This window comes from Acinetobacter sp. YH01011 (assembly GCF_013420785.1).
Lineage (GTDB): Bacteria > Pseudomonadota > Gammaproteobacteria > Pseudomonadales > Moraxellaceae > Acinetobacter > Acinetobacter towneri.
In genome coordinates, this window is sequence record NZ_VOYG01000024.1 from 1 (window position 1) to 24806 (window position 24806).

General features: G+C 41.3%; 27 protein-coding genes and 1 pseudogene. 18 read left to right on the plus strand and 10 right to left on the minus strand.

Annotated elements, in window-relative coordinates:
* Nucleotides 1–152: 152 nt before the first annotated feature.
* Nucleotides 153–857, plus strand: a complete 705-nt coding sequence (locus FTT78_RS12990; protein ID WP_004970164.1) for a hypothetical protein — start codon at nt 153–155, stop codon at nt 855–857.
* A gap of 54 nt (nt 858–911) precedes the next feature.
* Here FTT78_RS12990 and FTT78_RS12995 read toward each other — a convergent pair whose 3' ends face one another.
* Nucleotides 912–1832: a Dyp-type peroxidase gene (locus FTT78_RS12995; RefSeq protein WP_104852878.1), complete on the minus strand. Its 921-nt coding sequence runs from the start codon at nt 1830–1832 to the stop codon at nt 912–914.
* Between the two features lie 160 nt (nt 1833–1992).
* On the opposite strand from FTT78_RS12995, the gene FTT78_RS13000 reads away from it, so the two are divergent.
* On the plus strand, nt 1993–2613 hold the full coding sequence (locus tag FTT78_RS13000; RefSeq protein ID WP_180044531.1) for a LysE family transporter: 621 nt from the start codon (nt 1993–1995) through the stop codon (nt 2611–2613).
* A 111-nt stretch (nt 2614–2724) separates the two neighbouring features.
* Nucleotides 2725–3123, plus strand: a complete 399-nt coding sequence (locus FTT78_RS13005; RefSeq protein ID WP_180044529.1) for a hypothetical protein — start codon at nt 2725–2727, stop codon at nt 3121–3123.
* On the opposite strand, the gene znuB is transcribed toward FTT78_RS13005, so the two are convergent.
* The 3 genes from znuB to FTT78_RS13020 are packed head-to-tail and all read right to left on the minus strand — an operon-like array spanning nt 3120 to nt 5182.
* A complete protein-coding gene (znuB, locus tag FTT78_RS13010; protein ID WP_004970154.1) occupies nt 3120–3920 on the minus strand; it encodes a zinc ABC transporter permease subunit ZnuB in 801 nt (266 codons plus the stop codon). The genes FTT78_RS13005 and znuB overlap by 4 nt on opposite strands.
* Nucleotides 3921–3923: 3 nt before the next feature.
* Nucleotides 3924–4712 (minus strand): zinc ABC transporter ATP-binding protein ZnuC, encoded by a 789-nt coding sequence (gene znuC, locus FTT78_RS13015; RefSeq protein WP_131261255.1) that lies wholly within the window; start codon nt 4710–4712, stop codon nt 3924–3926.
* Complete coding sequence (locus FTT78_RS13020) at nt 4688–5182, minus strand: transcriptional repressor (protein ID WP_004970151.1); 495 nt, start codon at nt 5180–5182, stop codon at nt 4688–4690. The genes znuC and FTT78_RS13020 overlap by 25 nt, the downstream gene beginning before the upstream one ends.
* Nucleotides 5183–5317: 135 nt before the next feature.
* Here FTT78_RS13020 and FTT78_RS13025 point away from each other — a divergent pair, with 135 nt between their 5' ends.
* The 10 genes from FTT78_RS13025 to FTT78_RS13070 all read left to right on the plus strand — a co-directional run bounded on the left by FTT78_RS13025 (nt 5318) and on the right by FTT78_RS13070 (nt 13508).
* Nucleotides 5318–6157, plus strand: coding sequence for a metal ABC transporter solute-binding protein, Zn/Mn family (locus tag FTT78_RS13025; RefSeq protein ID WP_104852883.1), 840 nt, complete (start codon nt 5318–5320; stop codon nt 6155–6157).
* A gap of 172 nt (nt 6158–6329) precedes the next feature.
* Nucleotides 6330–6728 carry an ATP synthase subunit I gene (locus tag FTT78_RS13030; RefSeq protein ID WP_004970147.1) on the plus strand — a complete coding sequence of 133 codons (399 nt, stop codon included), beginning with the start codon at nt 6330–6332 and terminating at the stop codon, nt 6726–6728.
* A gap of 103 nt (nt 6729–6831) precedes the next feature.
* Nucleotides 6832–7707, plus strand: coding sequence for a F0F1 ATP synthase subunit A (gene atpB, locus FTT78_RS13035; protein WP_004970145.1), 876 nt, complete (start codon nt 6832–6834; stop codon nt 7705–7707).
* Nucleotides 7708–7792: 85 nt separating this feature from the next.
* Nucleotides 7793–8038 (plus strand): F0F1 ATP synthase subunit C, encoded by a 246-nt coding sequence (gene atpE / locus FTT78_RS13040; RefSeq protein ID WP_000424060.1) that lies wholly within the window; start codon nt 7793–7795, stop codon nt 8036–8038.
* Between the two features lie 39 nt (nt 8039–8077).
* Nucleotides 8078–8548, plus strand: coding sequence for a F0F1 ATP synthase subunit B (locus FTT78_RS13045; RefSeq protein ID WP_004970142.1), 471 nt, complete (start codon nt 8078–8080; stop codon nt 8546–8548).
* A gap of 14 nt (nt 8549–8562) precedes the next feature.
* A complete protein-coding gene (locus FTT78_RS13050) occupies nt 8563–9099 on the plus strand; it encodes a F0F1 ATP synthase subunit delta (protein ID WP_004970141.1) in 537 nt (178 codons plus the stop codon).
* 40 nt (nt 9100–9139) lie between these two features.
* Entirely contained in the window at nt 9140–10684 is a 1545-nt protein-coding gene (gene atpA, locus FTT78_RS13055) for a F0F1 ATP synthase subunit alpha (RefSeq protein WP_004970138.1), read from the plus strand.
* 83 nt (nt 10685–10767) lie between these two features.
* A complete protein-coding gene (gene atpG, locus FTT78_RS13060; protein WP_004970136.1) occupies nt 10768–11637 on the plus strand; it encodes a F0F1 ATP synthase subunit gamma in 870 nt (289 codons plus the stop codon).
* A gap of 29 nt (nt 11638–11666) precedes the next feature.
* The gene (atpD, locus tag FTT78_RS13065) at nt 11667–13061 is read left to right on the plus strand and encodes a F0F1 ATP synthase subunit beta (protein WP_004970134.1); all 1395 of its coding nucleotides are present in this window, start codon (nt 11667–11669) and stop codon (nt 13059–13061) included.
* Between the two features lie 27 nt (nt 13062–13088).
* A complete protein-coding gene (locus FTT78_RS13070) occupies nt 13089–13508 on the plus strand; it encodes a F0F1 ATP synthase subunit epsilon (protein WP_004970132.1) in 420 nt (139 codons plus the stop codon).
* A gap of 79 nt (nt 13509–13587) precedes the next feature.
* On the opposite strand, the gene FTT78_RS13075 is transcribed toward FTT78_RS13070, so the two are convergent.
* The gene (locus FTT78_RS13075) at nt 13588–14178 is read right to left on the minus strand and encodes a hypothetical protein (RefSeq protein ID WP_136144381.1); all 591 of its coding nucleotides are present in this window, start codon (nt 14176–14178) and stop codon (nt 13588–13590) included.
* A 326-nt stretch (nt 14179–14504) separates the two neighbouring features.
* On the minus strand, nt 14505–15050 hold the full coding sequence (locus FTT78_RS13080) for a glutathione peroxidase (RefSeq protein ID WP_004970127.1): 546 nt from the start codon (nt 15048–15050) through the stop codon (nt 14505–14507).
* A gap of 285 nt (nt 15051–15335) precedes the next feature.
* Between FTT78_RS13080 and FTT78_RS13085 the strand changes: the two genes are divergently transcribed.
* Nucleotides 15336–16244: a DMT family transporter gene (locus tag FTT78_RS13085; RefSeq protein ID WP_096902732.1), complete on the plus strand. Its 909-nt coding sequence runs from the start codon at nt 15336–15338 to the stop codon at nt 16242–16244.
* 84 nt (nt 16245–16328) lie between these two features.
* Here FTT78_RS13085 and FTT78_RS13090 read toward each other — a convergent pair whose 3' ends face one another.
* A complete protein-coding gene (locus FTT78_RS13090; protein WP_004970123.1) occupies nt 16329–16622 on the minus strand; it encodes a hypothetical protein in 294 nt (97 codons plus the stop codon).
* A gap of 131 nt (nt 16623–16753) precedes the next feature.
* Between FTT78_RS13090 and FTT78_RS13095 the strand changes: the two are divergent.
* Nucleotides 16754–17811 (plus strand): annotated as a pseudogene (locus FTT78_RS13095) (RNA-guided endonuclease InsQ/TnpB family protein).
* Nucleotides 17812–17845: 34 nt separating this feature from the next.
* Here the strand turns inward: FTT78_RS13095 and FTT78_RS13100 are convergent.
* From FTT78_RS13100 to FTT78_RS13110, 3 genes are read right to left on the minus strand one after another with little or no spacing between them, the layout of a single operon-like run.
* Complete coding sequence (locus FTT78_RS13100) at nt 17846–18415, minus strand: L-threonylcarbamoyladenylate synthase (RefSeq protein WP_180044563.1); 570 nt, start codon at nt 18413–18415, stop codon at nt 17846–17848.
* Between the two features lie 48 nt (nt 18416–18463).
* Nucleotides 18464–19687, minus strand: coding sequence for a DNA-processing protein DprA (gene dprA, locus FTT78_RS13105; RefSeq protein WP_180044561.1), 1224 nt, complete (start codon nt 19685–19687; stop codon nt 18464–18466).
* 17 nt (nt 19688–19704) lie between these two features.
* On the minus strand, nt 19705–20862 hold the full coding sequence (locus tag FTT78_RS13110) for a LysM peptidoglycan-binding domain-containing protein (RefSeq protein WP_070155503.1): 1158 nt from the start codon (nt 20860–20862) through the stop codon (nt 19705–19707).
* 119 nt (nt 20863–20981) lie between these two features.
* Here FTT78_RS13110 and def point away from each other — a divergent pair, with 119 nt between their 5' ends.
* From def to FTT78_RS13125, 3 genes are all read left to right on the plus strand, one after another.
* The gene (def, locus tag FTT78_RS13115; RefSeq protein ID WP_154321169.1) at nt 20982–21512 is read left to right on the plus strand and encodes a peptide deformylase; all 531 of its coding nucleotides are present in this window, start codon (nt 20982–20984) and stop codon (nt 21510–21512) included.
* 107 nt (nt 21513–21619) lie between these two features.
* The gene (locus FTT78_RS13120) at nt 21620–22054 is read left to right on the plus strand and encodes a DUF2946 family protein (protein ID WP_154321168.1); all 435 of its coding nucleotides are present in this window, start codon (nt 21620–21622) and stop codon (nt 22052–22054) included.
* Between the two features lie 63 nt (nt 22055–22117).
* On the plus strand, nt 22118–24190 hold the full coding sequence (locus FTT78_RS13125; protein ID WP_004970111.1) for a TonB-dependent copper receptor: 2073 nt from the start codon (nt 22118–22120) through the stop codon (nt 24188–24190).
* Nucleotides 24191–24806: the final 616 nt, after the last annotated feature.

Sequence of the window (24806 nt, forward strand, 5' to 3'; positions counted from 1 at the left end):
CAAATGGCGATTCAGCGTTTAATTGGTTTTGGGAAAAAAGAAGAGTTTAAGGAAATTTTGGCAATTTTAAGAAAGCAGAATCCTGATAGGATAAGGGTTCTGTGAAATTTGTCGTGTACAGAGAAAAATATTAAAAGAGGTTGAGAAAAGAGATGGGTTTAAATAAATTTTATCTATTTTTTTTATTGCTTTTTACTTGTTATGTATCGGCAGAAGAAATATTGATTAAAGAAAAAAATAGTATTTATTATAATGAAAACGGAGAAAATTTCTTATTATTTAATAAAAAAGACTATTGTTTTGATAAAGATGCTTTTTCAGTAGAGTATTTTGGTATTCCTTTAAAAAAATATGTAGTGGTCAATTATACTGAAGACTGTAATCCAAGTGGGCAGTATCGAATATTTGAAATTTCTTCCCTGAAGGCAAAAGAATTTTATTTAAGTCCTTTGTATGATCCTGAATTTATAAATAATCAGATTATTGAAAGGTTCAAAGATGGAGCAATCAGCTACAAAAGAATCTATACATTAAAGTCTGGAAGCTATTCAAGACAAGAGGAATGGAAATCTTTGGCTCCAAACATAAATATAAGTACTTATTTTTTAAATGGTTATAAAGTTTATGTGCTTAAAGATGACTTAGGAAGAGAGATTCAAAATCTGATGATAACTTCTCCTAAAGCATTCTTGTTTGATCGTTATTTTATTCGGAAAAAGTCTTATCTCATCCAAGGGGATCGAGTCAAAATAAACCATATTGCAAAAAACAAAGATAATTTTTTCCTAAGTATTGATTATATTAGTAAAAAAAATGGAGTGGTAAAGGCATATATTATGCTGTCCGATGTTATTTGATGTATAGGATAATCCTCATGAAGTCGCTTTGTAGCAACTTCATGATAGCTTTGATCAACCTTCCATCACTTCTTCTAATAACTCTTCACTTGGGGCAAAGTAATATGCACCGTCTAGAGCAGTCACAAAGTGCAGTAAACGGTCATGGATGCCATCACCTGAAGTACCAAACATACGTTCTAACATGGCATCAATAATGCTCAAATCTTTGGTATAAGCAATAAAGAATAAACCCTGATCGCCCTTGCCATCACCATAAGGTAAAGAGTGGCGCAAAATTTCCATTTCATCGCCTGCATCATCTTCAACGACTGTACGTGAAACGTGCGAATTTTCAGGTTGTACATCTTCATCTAATTCAATCGATTCTAGCTTGGTACGTCCAATCACGTGTTCTTGGGCATCAACTTTGAGCTTTTTCCATTTTTCTAAATCGTGACAATAGCGCTGTGCAAAAATAAAAGAACCATCGGCAAACACGCCTGCATCTTCCCCTAAAAGTGCAACTTCGGCACGATCATCTGGAAATTGTGGGTTTTCGGTACCATCAATAAATCCCGTCATGTCGCGTCCATCAAAATAACGGAAACAGACCCGTTCATCCAACACTTCAATTTTGTCTTGGATCCCCTCAAAAAAGGCCTGACTGAGCGCAAAGCAAATATCTGAACGGGCACTCGCGAGATGAATAATCACATCGGCAGGCACGACAGGCATTGGGTACGCCCCTTGAATCGGTTGTAATTGTTTAAAACCATCTGGAGATTGCTCATAGAGTTGTGCCCAAAGTTCAGGACCAAAAGCAACGCCAGTTTTAATTTGGGCATGTGGATGTTGGGTAATCAAACGATCCCGTGTGCTAAACAAGTCAGCCAATTTTTCTTTTAACTCAGTAATGCTTAAGTCTTTTAAACGAAGTACAAGAAAGCGAGCATGATCTGAAGGTAGTGGCAAAATTACAGATTGGGCAGTCATGTATAGCTCCTGAAAATTTGTTGTTTTCTATAAAGTTGACTTTATTGTGCCTGATTGTATGTAGGCTTAATAGCCTCAACCCGATTTTTATTCCACGTTTTTAGTCATGAGATTAAGTGAAATATCATATAATGCACTGTCTTGTGAAAAGCGGCGATATATGTCTTATCAAGTTTGGATTGCGTTTATGTTGGCCTGTTGGGTGATTAGTGTTTCACCTGGCGCGGGTGCAATAGCATCTATGTCGAGTGGTTTGAATTATGGTTTTCGACATGGGTATTGGAATGCGATTGGTCTACAACTCGCTTTATTATTGCAAATCGCGATTGTAGCCGCAGGGGCAGGGGTATTATTTGCGACAACACCTTGGGCATTTCTAATTGTGAAATGGTTTGGTGTGGCATATTTGTTATATCTGGCGTATTTGCAATGGGCAGCGCCTGCACAGTCGATTGAAATTCAGCATGAGCTGACGCGAAAATCTGCTGGAAAATTGGTGATGTACGGCTTTCTGGTCAATATGAGCAATCCCAAAGCAATTGTGTTTTTATTGGCAGTTTTACCGCAATTTTTAGATTTATCTAAACCGCAATGGGTGCAATATGCAATTATGGCGTTGACCATGATTAGTATTGATTTGATTGTTATGGCGGGCTATACGGGCTTGGCTGCTAAAGTTTTACGTTTGTTAAGATCACCGAAGCAGCAAAAATTTATGAATCGTACTTTTGCTGCATTGTTTGCAGGTGCTGCGTTTTTGTTGAGTTTGGTGCATCAGTAATGTCTTCAATTACACAAAAGTGTACGCTGTAATTATAAAAATAGATTGAGACATACGTTGAAAATAAAATGTATTCCGCGAGCACTTTATTGGCAACATTGGTGGATCAGCATGTTGCTTTTAAGTTTTTCAACTTTAATTGCAATTGGATTAGCAATTCAGTTTTCAGTAGATCGCGTGTTTTGGCCAATTGCTTTGATGGCACATTTGAGTATCAATTTGATTTTTTCTTTTGTATTTGCCGCCTTGCAAACTTATTTTAAACATACGGTGTGGCAAAGTGTGGTGTTGATTAATATTACGGCTGTGTTGTTGATTGCCATTCATGCAATGTTTTATCTACAAAAGATAGATTGGAATGCTGTTTCAGAAAGTCAGCAGCAATTGAGTCTTTTACAGCAAGTGATTCATAGTGATATAGCACTGTGGATAGCGTATATACTGCCATTTTTGGTCGTAATGCTCATTGCTGCAATACAAAAATATAGATATTCATTAACGAAAAACTAAGCTATCTTTCTGACTTTTTGAACGCTAAAAATCACCGCAAAAATGATCGCCATAGTCATCACAATACTTAAACCTGTCGAAATATTTAAGCCCGCACTTGACCATAAACCTACGCTGACTGCAATTTGCGCCACAATAAATGCCCAAATCACCATTTGTTTAGGCGAGTGAGCCAATAAACGTGCGGTTAAAGCGGGAATCACCAACAATGCGCCCATCAATAAAGAACCGACTGCACGTAAAGCCAATACGGTAAATAATGCCAACAACAACATAAAAATCAGGCGTTGCCATTGGGCATTCACGCCTTCACTGACCGCAATATCAGGGTCAATTGCAATTTGAATTTGTGCCTGCCAAAATTTATACAGCACCGCTAAAGCAACAATAATCACTAGGGCAAATACAGGTAAATCTGCCCATGAAATCGTGAGTAAATCGCCAAATAAATAGCTCAGCAATTCAGGACGCAAACTTGGAATATGCTGAATAAAAAGCAAACCTGAACAGAGCAATGTTGCAGAGCAGAGCGCCAATAATGCATCATTCGGCAACCGTGGATCATGTAAAATCCATAAAACACCCACCAATAATAATGCCAAGAAGGTCACACCCATCCACAGAGGTAAACTCAACGCGCCTGCAATCGCCACACCTAATAAGGTGCCATGCGCCATCGTATCGGCAAAAAAGGACATACGTCGCCACAGCATTAAACAGCCAAGTGGGGCGGTCAAAAATACCAATAAACTGCCCATGATCCATGCAGGTAACAGCAATTGTAGCCAATCCATCATGGGTTAAGCTTCCGGTTCAGGGTGAATATGAGGACGTGAATCATGCTGACAAGGCTCGGCATGATCGCCATGGGCGCAGTGTTCATGGTGATGTTGATAAAACACCCGATTGGTTCCAAAAATAGCTTGGTATTCAGGATGTTGCTGTACATTTTCGGGCAAACCGCTACAGCAAATGTGTTTATTTAAACATACCACACGATGCGTACCTTGCATGACCCATTGCAAATCATGCGACACCATCAACACCGCACAGCCATATTTGCTCGGTAAGTTGCGCACATAGTCATACAGTTCAGCTTCGGACTGAATATCTAGTCCTTGCATCGGCTCATCCAGTACCAAAACATCAGGTTGACGTAATAAGGCGCGTGCCAATAGCACCCGTTGCCGCTCACCACCAGACAGTTGTTGTACTTTTGAATCTTGCAGTTTGGCAATGCCAGTATCGCGGATAATTTCTGCTTTAATTGCGTCTGGGCATTTTTCTAAAGCCAGTAAATCTTTCACTCTTAAAGGCAAGCTGTGTGAAGGATTAAACTTTTGCGGCACATAAGAAAAGGTCAATTTGCGAGCATTTACGAGCTTGCCTGCATTTGGTTTGACAATGCCAAGCAAGACTTTAATTAGAGTCGATTTTCCTGCGCCATTGGGGCCAATTAGCGTGACAATTTCACGTGCATGTAATTCAAAATCGACATTTTTTAAAATATCGCGCTCATCTATTCGCACCTGAATATTGTGCAAGGCGATGAGCGGTGCAGTGGTTATTTGCTGTTGCACTGCTGACATTTTCCAGAAATCTCAATAATGCTGTGATGCGGGCTAAAGCGGTCAGAGGCTGCCAACTGATCTAATTGCTCTAATAAACCTTGCGCTGAAGCTTCTTTAACGACTTTACATTCAGTACAGATTAAAAAAGCCGCTTGGTGTCCTTCACGTGGATGACAGCAAGGAATATAGGCATTGATTGAAGTCAAACGGTGAATTAGTCCTTTTTCCAGTAAAAAATCTAAAGTACGGTACACCGTTGGCGGTGCTGCAGGACGATCAGACTCACTTTTAATTTTCGCCAATAAATCATAAGCACCCATTGGTGCAGATGCCTTGAGAATGAGTTCCAACACTTCTTTACGTAGCGGTGTTAAACGAGCACCTGTTGCCGCACATAAACTTTCAGCTTCGGCAAGACGTTGATCGACATTGTGATGGTCGTGAACGCCATGTAATGCATTGTGATGCTCGTGCGAACATAAGCTCATAGCCACCCCAGTTGAACTTTAAAAGAAAAACGACAGTAAATCTTAGCATGAAGCGTTATTAGTTTCGATTATACGTAGGTATTTTTATAAATTTGTTATATTATAACATTTGTCGATTTTTCGTGATATGCCGCAATGTTTCGTTTATTTAGTTTCTGTCTTTTAGCGTTATGCAGTACTGTCAGCATGGCGCAGGCTTTGGTGGTGTCTACCCATCCTATCTATTTGATTGCCCAAAAAGTCACGCAAAATATCGAAACACCCACGTTATTACTGGCAGATCAAACAGGGCATGATGTATCGCTCACGCCTGCACATCGAAAAATCATCCAAGATGCGGATTTAATTATTTGGCTAGGTAAGGCGCATGAAGCACCGCTAGAACGTGTATTACATCAAAATCCTAAAGCGATTGCTTTATTAGATACGGGCATTATGAAAACTTTGCCGCAGCGTTCAGAACGTGGTGCAGCATTAAAAAATACAGTAGACAGCCATGTCTGGCTAGACCCAAACAATGCGGTGCGTATCGGCTTCTTTATTGCCGCGTTACGTTCTCAGCAAATGCCTGAACATCGCGATGCTTATTGGAATAACGCACGTGCCTTCGCACAGAGTTTATTCAAAAGTGCAAGTCAGTTTCAGACTCAAACTGCAGTACAGCCATATTGGGCTTATCACGATGCCTATCAATATTTAGAACGTGCCTTAAATTTAGAATTTTCTGGGTCGATGACCAATGATCCGCATATTGCGCCAACAGTCGCACAAATTAAATATTTGAACGATCACCGACCAAATCCAAAAATGTGCCTACTTGCAGAAGGACATGCCAGTAAAAATCAGTATATGAAATTGAATCCAATTGTGTTTCAAAAGGTCGATGAAAGCATGCGCGGTGCAGATGATTTTGTGCAAGCGTGGCAGCAATTAGCCAAGCAAACCAAGGCTTGTGTATTAAATGCACGAAAATGATGCGTTTTTTAAGCAAAATTGAAATATGACAATTCCGAGACAAACATGCAAAAAAACACGACTAAGGTCGGGAAACGATTGCATGTTCAGGGGGCTAACTCTATAATGCCTGCGATAAAAAACGATCATCAGTTGAACTTGTCAAGCATTAATGCTGTGAGTGGATAAAAAAATGAGCCGAACTAGTCGCTTGATTGACCGACGATTAGCTAAAGCTTTGGTCTTCTTACAAGCATTCATGATTCCAGTTTCAGCCCTGATAGCGTGGGTCTTGAAAGACTCAACGGCTGCCTTAAGCGCTGCACTTGGTGCTAGTGTTTGTTGGTTGGCAAGTTGTTATTTTTCATGGCAGTCGTTTCGAGCAGCAGGTGCACGAGCGTCCAGACAGGTTCTTTCGAACATGTATAGAGGAATGCTCGGTAAGTTTGCAATCGTGATCGTAGGATTCATTTTAATTTTAAGCAATGTACAGCCGTTATCCCCGGTGGCATTGTTTTGTGGTTTTATGCTCGTTCAAAGCATGTCGTGGGTTGCGCCATTTTGGGTGTCACGATTACAAAAACGAGTCTAAACGCAGCAAAAATTGAAAAGTTTTTCAGGAATAGGCGAGATATCAAGCAGCACGCGATGTTCGTTTGTTCTATTAGTTTTTTTACATTGACCAGGTGTGATTTATGGCTGCTGAAGAACATGCCCTTACTTCGACCGAGTATATCAAGCATCACTTGACCAATATGACCTATGGCAAAATGCCAGACGGTTCATGGAAGTTGGCTGAGTCTGCTGAAGAAGCTCAACAGATGGGGTTCACTGCTATTCACTTGGATTCAATGGGTTGGTCTATCGGACTTGGTCTGATCTTCTGTTTATTGTTCTGGATTGTTGCGAAAGCTGCAAATTCAGGCGTGCCTGGTAAATTCCAGTCAGTAATTGAAGTGATTATCGAGTTTGTGGATTCAAGTGTACGTGATACCTTCCATGGGAAGTCTCGATTAATTGCACCCTTAGCATTAACCATTTTCGTGTGGATTTTCCTCATGAACTTGATGGATTTGATCCCTGTTGACTTTATTCCTTATGTAGCTCAACAGGCGATTGCATCTATGCTGGGTGTGGACCCTCATCAGGTTTACTTTAAAATTGTTCCGACTACAGATCCAAACATTACCTTAGGTATGTCTATTTCTGTATTCTTCTTAATTATTTTCTATAGTATTCGTGAGAAAGGTGTTGGCGGCTTCGTTGGTGAGTTGGCACTTAACCCATTCAACCCAAGTAATCCAGTTGCTAAAGTGCTTTTAATTCCATTCAACTTATTGTTGGAATTGACTACTTTCTTGGCGCGACCAGTTTCATTGGCTCTACGACTGTTCGGTAACATGTATGCGGGAGAGTTAATCTTCATTCTTATCGCGTTATTACCGTTCTGGATCCAGTGGGCATTGTCTGTGCCTTGGGCGATTTTCCACATTTTGATTATTACGCTACAAGCATTCATTTTCATGATGTTGACTATCGTGTACATGAGCATGGCAAGCGAAAAGCATTAATGGTATGGCCTAACTGTCATCGGGCGGTTGGGCACACAATTTTTTAACTTAATTTGGTATAAAACCTAACCTCTGAGGAATTATCATGGAACTCACTTTAGGTCTAGTTGCAATTGCATCTGCTATCTTGATCGCTTTCGGTGCTTTAGGTACTGCGATTGGTTTTGGTCTTTTAGGCGGTCGCTTCCTTGAAGCTGTTGCTCGTCAACCAGAATTGGCTCCACAACTTCAAACTCGTATGTTCTTAATCGCAGGTCTTCTTGATGCTGTGCCTATGATCGGTGTTGGTATTGGCTTGTTCTTCATCTTCGCTAATCCATTTGTAGGTTAATCAGCTTAATTCCGAAATTCACTATTTGAGGAATTTGCAATGAATATCAACCTCACATTGTTTGGCCAAGCGATTGCATTTGCGATTTTCGTCGCATTCTGCATGAAGTTTGTATGGCCACCACTAATCAATGCGATTAGTGAGCGTCAGCGTCGTATTGCTGACGGCTTAAATGCAGCTGAGAAAGCCAAAGCTGATCTTGCCGATGCGCAAGCTCAAGTGAAAGCTGAATTAGATGCAGCTAAAGCACAAGCGGCTCAATTGATCGAACAAGCGAATCGTCGTGCAGCACAATTGGTAGAAGAAGCGCGTACCCAAGCATCTGCTGAAGGTGAGCGTATTCGTCAACAAGCGAAAGAAGCTGTTGATACAGAAATCAATTCTGCTCGCGAAGAATTACGTCAACAAGTAGCTGCGCTTGCAGTAACTGGTGCAGAGAAAATTCTTAGCCAGCAAGTTGACGCAGAAGCTCACAATGCCATGCTGACTCAGCTGGCTGCTAAACTTTAAGAGAGAGGCAGATTATGGCTGAACTCTTGACGTTGGCACGCCCATACGCTAAAGCAGCATTTGCTTACGCTTCTGAGCAAGGTGCAACTGACAATTGGTCAACAGCACTTAACTTGCTCAGTGCTGCGGTGCAAGACGAAGCATTTTCAGCTTACTTAAATCGCCCTGAGCTTACGCCTGCTGAGCAGGTGAGTATTTTTGCCAAAGTTTTAGGTGAAGACCAAACTGCAGCAGTGTCAAACTTTTTGACATTGCTTGCTGAAAACAACCGTTTGGCTTTGCTTCCTGAAATTCAAGCAGAATACGAACAGCTCAAATCACAGAATAACAATACTGTGGATGTTGTGATTGAATCAGCATTCCCATTGACTTCTGTACAAGAACAAATTCTTGCTCAAGCGTTAGAAAAACGTTTCGCTGCGGCAGTAAATGTTTCTGTAGAAGTGAACCCAGCGTTAATTGCGGGTGTGGTTATTCGTGCAGGCGACCAAGTGATAGATGATTCTGCGCTTAACAAGCTTGAAAAAATGCGGACACGTCTTTTAGCTTAATTGCGAAGACTGAACTAATAAAAGATTGAGGTATAGCGCAATGCAACAACTGAATCCATCCGAGATCAGTGCGCTCATTAAACAGCGTATCGGCGATCTGGACACCAGCGCGACCGCTAAAAACGAAGGTACCATTGTTATGGTATCCGACGGTATTGTGCGCATTCACGGCCTTGCTGATGCAATGTACGGTGAAATGATCGAATTCGACGGCGGCTTATTTGGTATGGCACTGAACCTAGAACAGGATTCAGTGGGCGTCGTTGTTTTAGGTAACTACTTAAGCCTTCAAGAAGGTCAAAAAGCACGTTGCACAGGTCGTGTATTAGAAGTTCCGGTTGGTCCAGAACTTTTAGGCCGTGTGGTAGATGCTTTGGGTAACCCAATTGATGGTAAAGGCCCTATTGATGCAAAATTAACTGATGCTGTAGAAAAAGTAGCACCAGGCGTAATTTGGCGTCAATCAGTGGATCAACCTGTTCAAACTGGTTATAAATCAGTTGATACCATGATCCCTGTAGGCCGTGGTCAACGTGAGTTGATCATTGGTGACCGTCAAACTGGTAAAACAGCAATGGCGATCGATGCGATCATCGCTCAGAAAAACTCTGGCATTAAGTGTGTATACGTAGCAATTGGTCAAAAACAATCGACTATCGCAAACGTAGTACGTAAGCTAGAAGAAACTGGCGCTATGGCGTATACCACTGTTGTCGCAGCAGGTGCATCTGATCCAGCAGCAATGCTGTATTTAGCTCCGTACTCTGGTTGTACAATGGGTGAATACTACCGTGACCGTGGTGAAGACGCGTTAATCATTTATGATGACTTGTCTAAGCAAGCTGTTGCGTATCGTCAAATTTCATTGCTTTTACGTCGTCCACCAGGTCGTGAAGCGTATCCAGGTGACGTGTTCTATCTACACTCGCGTCTACTTGAGCGTGCTTCTCGTGTATCTGCTGACTACGTTGAGAAATTCACTAACGGTGAAGTTAAAGGTCAAACTGGTTCTTTAACTGCATTGCCGATTATTGAAACTCAAGCAGGTGACGTATCTGCATTCGTACCAACCAACGTAATTTCGATTACAGATGGTCAGATCTTCTTAGAAACATCATTATTCAACGCGGGTATCCGTCCTGCTGTGAACGCGGGTATTTCTGTATCGCGTGTTGGTGGTTCTGCTCAAACTAAGATCATCAAAAAATTGTCTGGTGGTATCCGTACCGCTTTGGCGCAATACCGTGAATTGGCAGCGTTTGCTCAGTTCGCTTCTGACCTTGACGAAGCAACTCGTAAGCAACTTGAACATGGTCAACGTGTAACTGAGTTAATGAAGCAGAAACAATATGCGCCATACTCAATTGCTGACCAAGCTGTTTCAGTTTATGCATCTAACGAAGGCTACATGGCTGACGTAGAAGTGAAGAAAATCGTAGACTTTGATGCTGCGTTAATTTCTTACTTCCGTTCAGAACATGCTGCGTTAATGCAACAAATCGATGAAACTGGTGATTTCAACAAAGACATCGAAGCTGCAATCAAAGCAGGTATTGAAAGCTTTAAAGCGACTCAAACTTACTAATTTAGCATTGGCTAGTTAGGGGTTTGGTTCACGGAATCAACCTTCGGAAGCCTGAAAGGGCTTTCGAATACTAGGTTAAGCGTATGGCAAATTTAAAAGAAATTCGCGCCAAAGTTGCTAGTATCAAGAGCACGCAAAAGATTACTCGCGCGATGCAAATGGTTGCTGCTTCTAAGATGCGTCGTGCGCAAGAGCGCATGGCTCAAGGCCGTCCGTATGCCGAAAATATGCACCGTGTAATTGCTCATTTGGTACAGGCGAACCCTGAATACAAACACCGTTATATGATTGAACGCCCTGTAAAACGCGTTGGTTATATCATCGTGTCTTCAGATCGTGGTTTGGCAGGTGGCTTGAACATTAACTTGTTCAAGAAAGTTGTAAAGCATGTACAGCAACAACAAGAGCAGTCAATTGAAGTTCAGTTTGCTTTAATTGGTCAAAAAGCGGTTTCGTTTTTTAAAAACTACGGCGGTAAAGTGCTTGGTGCAACTACAAACGTAGGTGACGCGCCAAGTCTTGAACAGTTATCTGGCTCTGTGCAAGTGATGTTAGATGCGTACGATAAAGGCGAGTTAGATCGCATTTACCTCGTGTCAAACGGCTTTGTCAATGCCATGACTCAAGATCAGAAAATCGAACAACTTGTTCCTTTAGCATCTGCTGAAGAAAACAAGACTCTTAACCGTCAATACGGTTGGGATTATATCTATGAACCAGAAGCTGAAGAGCTGTTAAATGGTTTATTGGTTCGTTACATCGAGTCTATGGTTTATCAAGGTGTGATTGAAAACATCGCATGTGAACAGTCTGCGCGTATGGTTGCAATGAAAGCTGCAACAGATAACGCAGGTGAACTGATCAAGAGCCTACAACTTATTTATAACAAGCTGCGTCAAGCCGCGATTACTCAGGAAATTTCTGAAATCGTTGGTGGTGCCGCTGCCGTTTAACATTATTAGTTTGAATTGAGGAGACAGCAATGAGTGGCGGTCGTATCATTCAGATCATCGGCGCGGTTATCGACGTCGAGTTTGAACGCAACAGCGTTCCTAAGATCTATGACGCTCTCCAAGTTGACGGTACTGAAACTACATTAGAAGTTCAGCAACAACTTGGTGATGGCGTAGTTCGTACTATTGCAATGGGTTCTACTGAAGGCCTTAAGCGTGGTTTGAACGTAACTAACACTAACGCGCCAATCTCTGTACCAGTAGGTACAGCGACACTTGGTCGTATCATGGACGTTCTTGGTCGCCCTATCGACGAAGCTGGTCCAGTTGCAACTGAAGAGCGTTTACCAATTCACCGTCAAGCGCCTTCTTATGCAGAACAAGCGGCTTCTACTGACCTTTTAGAAACTGGTATTAAAGTCATTGACTTACTTTGCCCGTTCGCGAAAGGTGGTAAAGTTGGTCTGTTCGGTGGTGCGGGTGTTGGTAAAACCGTAAATATGATGGAGTTGATCAACAACATCGCTAAAGCGCACTCAGGTTTATCTGTATTCGCTGGTGTTGGTGAGCGTACTCGTGAAGGTAACGACTTCTATCACGAAATGAAAGACTCTAACGTTCTTGACAAAGTAGCAATGGTCTACGGTCAGATGAACGAGCCGCCTGGTAACCGTTTACGCGTAGCGTTAACTGGTTTGACTATGGCTGAGTACTTCCGTGATCAAAAAGATGAGAACGGTAAAGGTCGTGACGTATTATTGTTCGTAGACAACATCTACCGTTATACACTAGCAGGTACTGAAGTATCAGCACTTCTAGGTCGTATGCCATCTGCAGTAGGTTATCAGCCTACACTTGCAGAAGAGATGGGTGTTCTTCAAGAACGTATTACTTCAACTAAGTCTGGTTCGATTACATCTATTCAAGCTGTATACGTACCTGCCGATGACTTGACTGACCCATCACCTGCTACAACGTTCGCGCACTTAGACGCAACTGTAGTATTGAGCCGTGATATTGCATCTCAAGGTATTTACCCTGCGATCGATCCACTAGACTCAACTTCACGTCAGTTAGATCCATTAGTTGTTGGTACTGAGCATTACGAAATTGCTCGTTCAGTTCAAAACGTTCTTCAACGTTATAAAGAATTGAAAGACATTATCGCAATTCTTGGTATGGACGAATTGTCAGAAGAAGACAAACTTACTGTATACCGTGCACGTAAGATCCAACGTTTCTTCTCTCAACCGTTCCACGTAGCTGAAGTATTTACTGGCGCGCCTGGTAAACTTGTACCGCTTAAAGATACAATTCGTGGCTTTAAAGGTCTTCTAGCTGGTGAATACGATCATATCCCAGAACAAGCGTTCTATATGGTTGGTGGTATTGACGAAGTGATTGCTAAAGCCGAGAAACTTTAATTAGCAGCTCTAATTTAGGAGATTCTCATGGCGACTATGCAATGTGATGTTGTAAGTGTAAAAGAGTCTTTGTACTCGGGCACTGTGACTATGCTAATTGCAAAAGGTGCTGGCGGTGAACTCGGTATTATGCCGGGTCACGCACCACTGGTAACTTTGCTTCAGCCGGGTGCAATCCGCGTTCTGCTGGAAAATGGTACAGAAGAATTAATCTATGTATCTGGTGGCGTTCTAGAAGTTCAACCGCATGTTGTTACGATTCTTGCAGATACTGCAGTTCGTGCAGAAAACTTAGATGAAGCGGCAATTATTGAAGCGCGTAAACACGCTGAACAATTGTTGGCAAATCAAAAGAGCGATTTGGACTCTGCTGCTGCTTTGGCTGCTTTGGCAGAAACTGCTGCACAGTTGGAAACCATCCGCAAAATCAAAAACCGCGCACTTTAATTGTCGGTTTAAGATTGAAAAAAGCCACTCGAAAGAGTGGCTTTTTTTATGCTGTTTGGAATTGAAGCCTTATCTTTGCTTAAGATGCTGTATTGGTAGTTTCAGTAGGCTGATTTGACTCACCTTGTAAAATCATCCCCGCCAGTTTTAGCATTTCAGCTTGAATACTCCCCATTTGCTGTTCCAGTTTCTTAAAGTCCACTTTGCTTAAATCGACTTGTCCATTTAAAAATGGTGAAGCCAAAACTTGCTGATTGGCAGCCAATAAGTTTTGACGGATGGTATCAATTTCCTGTGTTTTTAAGTCTAGGCTGCTTAGTGTTTGATTGAAGCCTTGTAACTGCTGTTGTAATTGAGTCGCTGCAATTTGTAATTGTTGTGGATCTTGCGCATCTACAGCGGTTTGCAATTCAGACTTGGTTTGATTCAGTTGTTCGACATATTGACCTGCTTTGAGCTGTAGATCAGCCACATCGCGCACAATATAGAACATATTGCCACTGCTTAATGGAGCGTTGGTTGGGTTTGTATTGCTGTTGGATGATGCGCTGGAATCATCTTGATTAGTTGTTTGCGTTTGCGGCGTGTTCATTTGATCACAGGCGCTGAGTAGCAAGGCAGAACTCAATAGTGCAAACGGAAGTAGTGTCTTCGAAGATACATTTTTCATATTCATGTGATTTTTGGTACTCATTGAGAATGAATATAAAACGAAAATATGAATAAAAAACAGATTGTTGCAAAGCAATAACAAATCTTAATTTTTTTGTCTAAATCAAAAAAAAATAGGAGTTTTAAAGAAACTCCTATGAATTACACTTCTTTCATAAAAGAAAAATGATCATAAGTAATTGAGTCGAATTGATATTGATAGTCCCTTCTCTTGCGCCATATATGGCTCAGGATGAGGAATATATTTCGCAAGAGGATGAGGGAGCTGAATTATTGATTTAAAGAGAATTTATGAAAGAACTCTTTAACTTGCTGAATAAAAAATTATTTAGCCAATTCAGCCTCAATCGCTTCTACAATGCGCGGGTCATCTGCGGTTAAATCTGGGGCAAAACGCGCCACCACTTCACCTTGTTTATTCACCAAAAACTTTTCAAAGTTCCACAATACTTCAGGTGGTTCATTTGGGGTTAAGCCGTAATCAACCAAATCTTTCCACCATGGGCCTTCACCAATACGTTCAGGAATTGCTTGCGTTAAAGCCGTGTAGAGAGGATGTTTTTCTGCACCCACGACTGGAATTTTAGCAAACAATGGAAAACTCACCTGATAATTCAGTGAGCAAAATTCCTGAATTTCTGTATCGCTGCCCGGTTCTTGTGCCAAGAAATCATTCGATGGAAAGGCTAAAATTTCTAAGCCTTGTGCCTGTTTTGCTGCGTAGAGTTGCTGTAAGCCTTCGTATTGCGGGGTTAAGCCACATTTTGATGCCACGTTCACGATCAACAACACTTTTCCTGCATATTGATTTAATGTGGTTTCCGTACCCTGATTGGTTTTTACTGCAATGTCATAAACTGAAGTGCGCATAGTTGCTTCCTAGAATCTGTATTTTACCGCTACTGTTGTAACTGTAATTTTTGGGTACAGCAAGTTTTATAGCAAAGAAATTTACGACACTGATGGAATCCCGCATAGCCGTGATATTGCGCAGAAAAATGTAATTCGTATCTGCATTTTATTTTATTGATGGATAAATCGAGCGAAAAGTGCCATAAATAGACACTGGGTTTTTAGCACTTTGCATCACAAGTCAGTTATAGAAAAGGGTTTCACAGCAGGTATGCTGTTTGGTACAACAAGGATGATGAATACATGATACGGTCAGATAAAGGCGTATTTTGGGCAATTTTATTGCCATTGATTGCGGTATTGATTTGGTCTTTAAATATTGCAGTAACGAGGTATGTGGCGGAGTATATTTCACCCGTCAGTATCAGTTTTTATCGCTGGTTGATTGCTTTTCTGATTTTAACCCCGTGGATATTGCCCAAAGTTTGGCAGCAGCGTGAGTTGATTCGTCCACATTTGAAACAGTTGGCAGTGCTTAGTGCTTTTGGTTTGGTGCTGTATCAAGGTCTAAGCTATACCGCAGCCAATTACACCACTGCAACCAATATGGGCATTATTAATGCGTTTATTCCCATGTTTACGGTTTTGGTTTCATTGCTGATCTTAAAAGACATTCCGACACGATTTGCGGTTTTGGGCTGCATTATTTCATTTTCGGGTTTGTTGTATGTGATTGCACAAGGAGATTTGCGTCAACTCAGTCAGCTGACAGGACATGCGGGCGATATGCTCATGGTTTTGGCGGTATTTTTTTACGCCTTTTATGGGGTGTTTTTAAAGAAATGGAATTTAAAATTGCCGCTCATGCTGAGTCTTTATGTGCAAATTATATTCGCCTTACTTTACCATCTGCCATTTATTTTGTGGTTCGGCTTGGATCATTTAAATAGCCAAAATGGTTTAAGTGTGCTGTATGCAGGTATATTTCCTTCAATTATTGCACCTTTGGTATGGATGTTGGCCGTTCAATATTTAGGGCCAAATCGCACCAGTATTTTTATGAATTTGATGCCTGTTTTCACGGCTATCATTGCATATTTTTGGTTGGCAGAAGTGTGGGGGAGTTATCACAGTATCGGTGGATTGATTATTTTAACGGGTATTGTGTTGGCACAAATGAAAGCACGCGTACACATTCAAGCAAAAAGTTGAGTTTAATTGGTGTTTTTTTGATCACATAAAGGTGTATTTAAAATGCCTTTTATTCAAAATTTATACAGTATTGAGTGTTATGAATTATGACAGTTTTTTTAATTTTTCTAAAATAATTGTAAAAATAGTAAGATAATTTAAATTGTTAAGAAAAAAAGATGAATCTTTCATTGAATATTTGTCTTGGATTAATAGGAAAAATCTATTTGTATAGTCGACTAAATTACTCCATAATTCACGTACTGAAAACGATCCACTGTATTCAATAATCAGTGAAATATCATTTGCAGCAAGATTTTCAAACCCTCTGGATGTGCTTTTATACACATCCTTTTTATGCTCAACCATCCCTATATGGTTGAGCTTTTTTTTATCCACTGGAGCGAAAAACCTCGTGGTTCAGCACGAGGATATAAGCGACTGGAGTAAACCATATGAACGACACGAAATGTCGTTTTAAATACTTGTACTATAGTCACTATTAAGAAAAATACTGTTAAAATAATTGGATGAAGACACTCAAATTACGCATAAAAGACAAACATTGCAAGGTACTAAACCAACTAGCGACCGAAGTCAATTTCGTCTGGAATTATGTCAATGATTTGTGTTTCAAACACCTACAACAAAAACAACAATTCTTTTCAGCATACGACCTTGCAAAATACACGAAAGGCACATCGAAAGAATGCAACTTGCACAGTCAAACTATTCAGGCAGTGACAGAAGAATTGGTCACAAGACGCAAGCAGTTCAAAAAAGCAAAACTAAAATGGCGTGTCAGTAATAAACAATCAGCTAGACGTTCACTGGGTTGGATACCGTTTAAAAAGGTTGCAATCAAATATGCTGATGGCTATGTTGAATATGGCAAGCATCAATTTAAACTATGGGATAGTTACGGATTAAGTCAATACAATATCAAAACAGGCACATTCGTAGAAGATAGTCGTGGACGTTGGTATGTTTGTCTTGTAGTTGATGCAGTCAAAATAGAAAAAACAACGCTAAAACCTCAATTGGCATAGATTTAGGTTTAAAAGATTTAGCGACTTGTTCAGATGGCGTAAAACTTAAAGCACCTCAAATCTATCGGCAATATGAACAAAAACTTGGTATTGCTCAACGTGCAAAAAATAAGAAACGTGTCAAAGCCATCCATGCCAAGATTAAAAATGTAAGACAAAACATGCTGCATCAATTCAGCCGAAAACTGGTGAATGAACATGCAGCCATCTTCATTGGCAATGTGAATGCCAAAGCATTAGCACAAACCAGATTGGCTAAATCAGTGCTAGATGCCAGTTGGACAACACTAAGAACCATGCTCAAGTATAAATGCGAGAACGCAGGGGTATGTTATGAAGAAGTCAATGAAGCCTATACCACCCAAATTTGTTCGTGCTGTGGCTCACGCTCCAGTAGTCCGGAAGGTAGAGCAGGACTTGGAATAAGAGAATGGCAGTGTGTGGAGTGCGGTACGCTCCATGATCGGGATGTAAATTCCGCACTGAATATTCTTGCGCTCGGGCATGAGCGTCTAGCAGTAGGAATCTCCGTCCTTTAGGTCGGGGAGGATGTCAACTAAAATTTGTCTAAAGCTAGGCGCGAATCACTGCCCCACTCTCTGCATCTAAAATACGGCTAGGTTGCTGGCTTAAACCCAAATCACCATTTAAGTAGTGCAATTGTTGATGGAAATATTGCGTTGTCTCTTGCAAAGAGCGTGCAGGGGCAAGTCCCGCAGGATTGGCACTGGTCGATACAATAAAGCCATCAAAGGCATGGCATAACGCCATACATAAAGGATGATTGGTTACGCGCACCGCTACTTTGGGGTGTTGACCTGTAATCCACTCTGGAATTGCGGCTGTGCTGGGTAATAGCCAGGTGGTTGCTCGATCTGTGGGATAAGTATTCGTCCATGACGCAATTACGCGATCTCGCATTTCGGGGCTTAAATCCTGCAGTAAATGCTCTACTTGTGACAGATGTCCTGCCAGTAAAATCACACCTTTTTCAATCGGACGCTGTTTCAGACGCAAAATTTCCAAAAATGCCTGTTGATTATATGGATCACATCCCAATCCCCAAACCGCCTCTGTAGGATAGGCCAGTACCTGTCCTTGTTGTAGACATGCAGCGGCTTCGGTGACAGAAGTTGTAATCATGGGAGTTTTACCTAAACAGAAACGTGAAATAGGCGCTTATTGTGAACCTTATTTGAGTGGACGACAACGCAGATATAAACCTGATTGTTGTAAACAGAAGCCCATGAGTTCCAGTTCCATTAATGCGCTGGTGAGTGTGGCAATATCTAAATTCAGTTGCTGTGCCAAGTGATCGATGCTTTGTCCGACCCAATCCAGTTGTTGATACAGTGCCAATAAATGCTCGGGAATATGCGGTGTACTTGTATCTGCTGTTTTTGTTGTGGTGGTTTGAAGTATTGCTTCAGTCGGTGGTGTAGATAATTTTGCTTTTGTTGAAGCTGCTGTAGTCTGATTTTGGCTTGATGCTATTTGGTTTTGTTGATATTGCCATTGGGTGGGTAGGGCTAAATCTTCAATCACTTGTTCAGGATGATCCACTAAAATTGCACCTTCACGAATCAATTGGTGGCAACCTTGATGAAATTCACTGTAAATATGTCCTGGAATGGCAAAAATTAATTTGCCTTGCTCTGCTGCCAGTTTCGCGGTAATCAGCGAGCCACTATTTAAACTGGCTTCAGCAACAATCACGCCTAAACTTAGTCCACTGACAATACGGTTACGTCGTGGAAAATGTTGCTGTAAGGGCTTAGTCTGTGGTAAAAACTCCGTAATCACGGCACCACCAGATTCTACAATTTTTTGGCGCAGGCTGTGATGTGCACTTGGATAAGTGCTGTCCAAACCTGTGCCCATGACTGCAATGGTACGTTGATGTTGCAAAGCACCTTGATGTGCGGCTTCATCAATACCTTGTGCCAAACCACTATTGATAAAGAATCCTTGTTCACTTAAATAATAAGCAAAATCATAAGCCACTTGCCGACCATGCGGGCTGGCTTTGCGACTGCCAACAATCGCAATTTGCGCTTGCAACAAAGCCTGTGCATTGCCTTGTCCAAATAAAATGGGTGGCTTATTGGCATAGGGACGTAACTGATTCGGATAGTCAGCATCATCCAACGTTAAAACAAAATCGCACTGCTGTTGCAGTTGATTCAGACATTGTTCAAAGGCGAGTTGCCCTGTTGGGCTGAGATATTCTTTGGCGCGTTGTAGATGGTTGGCATGAATGCGCACATCTGACCATGTGAGGAGGTGTTCGGGCTGCACTGCGGCAGCCACGGAACCATAATGTTGTACGAGTTTGGAAAAACTAGACAGTGAATGTTGAACCAAATACCACAACAAAATGTAGTTGATTTGCTGTGGGCTGAATGAATTCAACATCACCATCTTAAACCGTTTTAGTCGTCCATTCGTGGTGCTTGTAAGCTCGCACCGACTTTAATTGGTAATTCACTGTCTAAAACATAGGCATAGCTAATGTGGTCAAAGCTCTTGAAGACCATGATATTGCCAATACGTTCGCCTGGAAGCTGAACACGTTCTTTGGTTTTCGGGTCGGTGACCACTTCGCCTTTTTGCGCTACGCTAAACACATGACCAGATTGCACGCCATGTAATGTACCGCGATCAATTGCCACAACACTGTGTTTTGCTGCAGTACCAATCGAACCCATCACACGTAGCACCTGACCACCTGTGCTGACATTTTCAGCATGCGTTGGGTAGAACAAGGTTGGCAGCATTGGGTCATAAATTGGTAAGACGCGATCACCACGACGCACTTCAGCATTGTAGGTATCGGTCAATTCAAGTGTGGTGATGTCATTTTCACCACGTACTGCAATACCTGCAGCAACTTGAGTGAGTTCAATGCCTGCATTGAATTTTTGACCATTGGCATCGGTCAGCATGTACGGTTCGCCTTCACGATATACACCGTAGCGTTGACCTACTTCCAGACCTGCTCCACGTGCATACACACTTTGACCTTTAGCAGCTAAAACACGTTGATCAGAAGTACCTAAAATATATGGTGTGCCTTGTAACGCATCTGCGGCAATAATGCTGCTGCGCTCTAACCAGTGTTTGATGTAGTCAAGTGGAATCACAGGAATGGTATTATTTAAAGACTCCACGCGAATTTGCGGCTGTAAATTGGTGCTCTTGCCTGCATAACGACGAATAATGCCTTCACAGCCATCGCCTTCATCTTTACCAATAATAGGGCGACCTTCGTAGGTACACATCAACAAACGGTCACCTGGGAAAATCCAGTGTGGATTTTTTACGTGACGGTTACTTGCCCAAATTTCAGGCCAACGTAATGGATTGTTCAGGAATTTTTTGGAAATATCCCATAAGGTATCGCCTTTTTTTACCACATACACATTTGGTGCGCTGGCTTTTAAGGCAGGCGGATTGATGTTTCGTGCAGGTGCTGCTTCAGCCACACTGATCGCACCAAGTCCCACTGTGAGACATACTGCGAGTGCTAAAACTTGCTTTTTAAACCCCAAGACACGAAAAGAGGATGTGTCTGTCAAAACCTTTTTCATTATCATAATTCCTAAAATTATGTATGTAGTTGCGTTATAATAACGATCTTACACACATTTTTTTGATGAAGCATTCCTTCATTCGGTTTTTTGATCAATGGCATAAGTGAGGATGTCCCATGGCCTTATTACCTATTTTAAGTTTCCCGGATCCCCGTTTGCGTACCATTGCCAAACCAGTTGAAGAAGTGACCGACGAAATTCGTCAGCTTGCTGCAGATATGTTTGAAACTATGTATGCCGCACCAGGAATTGGTCTAGCTGCGACACAGGTAGATCATCATATTCAGCTGATTGTCATGGATTTATCTGAAAATAAAGATCAACCCATGGTCTTCATTAACCCCAAAGTTACCCCATTGACTGAAGAGACCCAACCGTATGAAGAAGGGTGTTTGTCAGTGCCTCAAATATACGACAAAGTTGAGCGTCCGTCACGTGTAAAAATTGAAGCGATTAACCTTGAGGGTCAAACCTTTGAGCTAGAAGCAGATCAACTTCTCGCTGTTTGTATCCAACATGAAATGGATCACTTAAATGGGAAATTATTTGTCGATTATTTATCACCACTCAAAAGACAGCGTGCCCGTGAAAAAGTGGAAAAAGTAGTGCGCCAGCGTCAGAAAGAAAAAGTTGCTGTGAAGCGTTAAAACAAACAACCATCTAGTTGTCCATGTTTAGACCAAAGCATAAAAATCAGCCCAATTTCGATTGGGCTTTGTTATACTTGCGCCACACAAATTCAGGATAGATGTTTTTGTTGTTGCGTAGTGGCTTACTGCTTTCATTTATCGCAGTTTTTTTACAGATTGCTGTATTTTTACAGCCTTTGCTGCCTGAGCAATATCAAGTTGCGCCAGTCTGTGAAACCATCACGCGTGCACTTTTGTTGCCACAAGCCCACGCCGTGCATACAAATTCTTCGCATACTGCACATTCATCTACATCACAGACCGATGATCAGCAACTGACCGTACAGCATGAACATCATCATCACGATGCTTCACATCAATGTCAGTATTGTACGGTCTATGGCAACTTGGTCTTGCCACCTGAATTAGAGCTTAAAGAGGTGCTTGATCGCATTCAGGTACGTCTTTTGGCTTTCCAAAAACGTTTTCAACACGTTTGGTTTGCACTTCAGCAACTCTTTTTACTTCCGCAGGGACGTGCTCCACCTCACTTTGCATAAATTCAATGTTTTTCGGGTCTGCTTTGACCCTAACTGTATTTATGTTTTGAAGTGAGAAATAAAATGGCTCAGCCTAAATTTTTATTACAGCCCATTGCGGCTGCAGTTTGTGTTGCCTGCTATTCAGCAAGTGCGTTTGCCGATCAAAGTATGCTGTCTGCGAATACGCATAGTCTTGCGCCTATTGTTGCAACCGCACAACAGGGCAATGATGCCAATGGTTTGGTGGTTCGTGCTAATCCAAAACAACCCATTCAGCCGATTCCAGCCACAGATGGTGCAGACTATTTGCAAAGCATCGTCGGCTTTAGTGCTGTCAACAGTGGTGCGGGTACCAATGGCGATGTGACCTTCCGCGGCATGTTTGGTTCACGTATTAAAATTTTAACCGATGGTTCTGAAAACTTGGGTGCATGCCCGAGTCGTATGGATTCACCAACCTCTTATATTTCACCAGAAAGTTTTGATGAAATTACCGTCATTAAAGGCCCGCAAACGGTGCAATATGCCAACACAGGTTCGGCAGCAACGGTATTGTTTGAGCGTAAGCCTGAGCAATTTGGTGAAGGTCAAAACTATCGTGGCCAAGCCAGTGTCTTGATGGGGTCATTTGGCCGTTTAGATCATAATGTTGAAGCGGCTGCGGGTGATGAGCATAAATACATCCGTTTAAACGCCAACCGTTCTGTAGCAGATAGCTATAAAGATGGTAATGGTACAACTGTTCCTTCGGATTGGGAGCGTTGGAATGCTGATCTCGCTTTAGGTTGGACACCCGATGAAAACACTTGGCTAGAACTGACAGGTGGTCGTGGTGATGCTGAAGTGGTTTATGCGGGCCGTACAATGGATGGTGCTGAATTTGACCGCGAAAGTTTAGGTTTACGTGTGGAAAAGAAAAATATCACCGATGTGATTAAGAAAATTGAAGCACAGGTGAACTATAGCTTTAACGATCACGTGATGGATAACTATAGTCTGCGTAAAGTAGGTATGGCACAACATCACATGACAAAAGAGTGGGTGGAAGCTAAATCTGCAATGAATGTGACACGCCGTACTTTAAATGCACGGATGGCTGTAACGCATGAGTGGGATAAGCTGCAGTTTATTACAGGTATTGATAGTCAACAGAATAAACATGGTAAAGGCATGTATTCAGCCACAATGCCGAAAATGAACTTCCCTGTAACAACCGATATGGAATTTCAATCTTATGGCGGTTTTGGTGAATTGAGTTATCAACTCAATGATGAAAATAAATTAGTTACAGGTGTACGTGTTGATCAGGTCGAAGTTGATGCAGTGCAAACAGCTCAACAACGTAAAGAAACTTTGCCAAGTGGCTTTATTCGTTTGGAAAATCAACATCCGCACCATGATGCTAAAACTTATGTCGGTTTGGGCTATGTAGAGCGTATGCCTGATTATTGGGAATTGTTTAGTCCTCTGTCGGGTAACGGAAATAAAAATACGTTTAATCACATTGATACTGAAAAAACCCTTCAATTGGACTTTGGCTATCAACATGAACATGGTGCATTCAGCTCTTGGGCATCGGCTTATGCAGGTTTAATTAATGATTATATTTTGACGAATTACAAACTGAGAGATGAAAACAAGCCTCAGAGTAAAGAAAATCCTTTAGAGGCGCATACTCGCAATGTGGATGCAACGATTGCAGGTGCAGAAGTTGGTATTGCTTATCAATTTACCGATGCTTTACAGGCTGATGTGAGTGCCATGTATGCGTGGGGTGAAAACACTACGGACAATACGCCGTTGCCACAAATTTCACCTTTGGAAGGGCGTTTAAACCTGCGCTATGTTCAGGATAAATATACTTTAGGTGCATTATTACGTGTTGTTGATGGTCAAAGTCGTATTAGCGAACGTGAAGGTAATATCGTGGGCTATGATGTGAAAGAAAGCAGTGGCTTTGGCGTATTGTCTTTAAACGGCAGCTATAACCTCAATAAAAGTGTTGATGTGTCTGTGGGTATTGATAACGTACTGGATAAAACTTATACCGAGCATCTAAACAAAATGGGTAATGCGGGTTTGGGTTTTGCTGCGAATGAGCAATTTAACAATATTGGCCGTAACTATTGGGCGCGTATCAGTATGAAGTTCTAATTTGAACTTTATTTAAACCAAAAGCAGGGCTTAGGCTCTGCTTTTTACTTTTTTATTAGAATAATTTCATATAAAACAATAGATTAAATCTTGTGATTGTATTTTGAAGAATTGCGCAGATTTTTATTAAAATAAATTTATGAGATAAAACAGTGGCTTATCTGTTTTGGGGTTTATAAAATAAACACTCGATATATTTCTTTTACAAAAAGCCTTGCATGGCAAAATATTTGGCCTATAATACACATCCATCGGCGGCGATGTTGATAAAAACTTGTTGAAAAACAATAGCTTGGTTGATTGATTTAAGATTAATTGAGTTTGTTTTGAGTAGATGGGTTTGAAAATAAAATCAACATTGCATGTTGACTTTATGGAAATAAAGCGTAATATAGCCGACCTAGCTTGATGCTGACGAAGCATCGAGAAGATCATTAAGAGATTATGAAGAACAACTTGTGTGGATTTTTACTGATTGATTGATCGAAAATATTTCATTGATTGATTGGTTTAAATTACTCGAAGTTTATTTGAGCGAAATTTAAGTCAGAAAATTGATGAGCCAGATTTGGAAGTTTAGATTAAAACTTCAAAATGATTTTAACTGAAGAGTTTG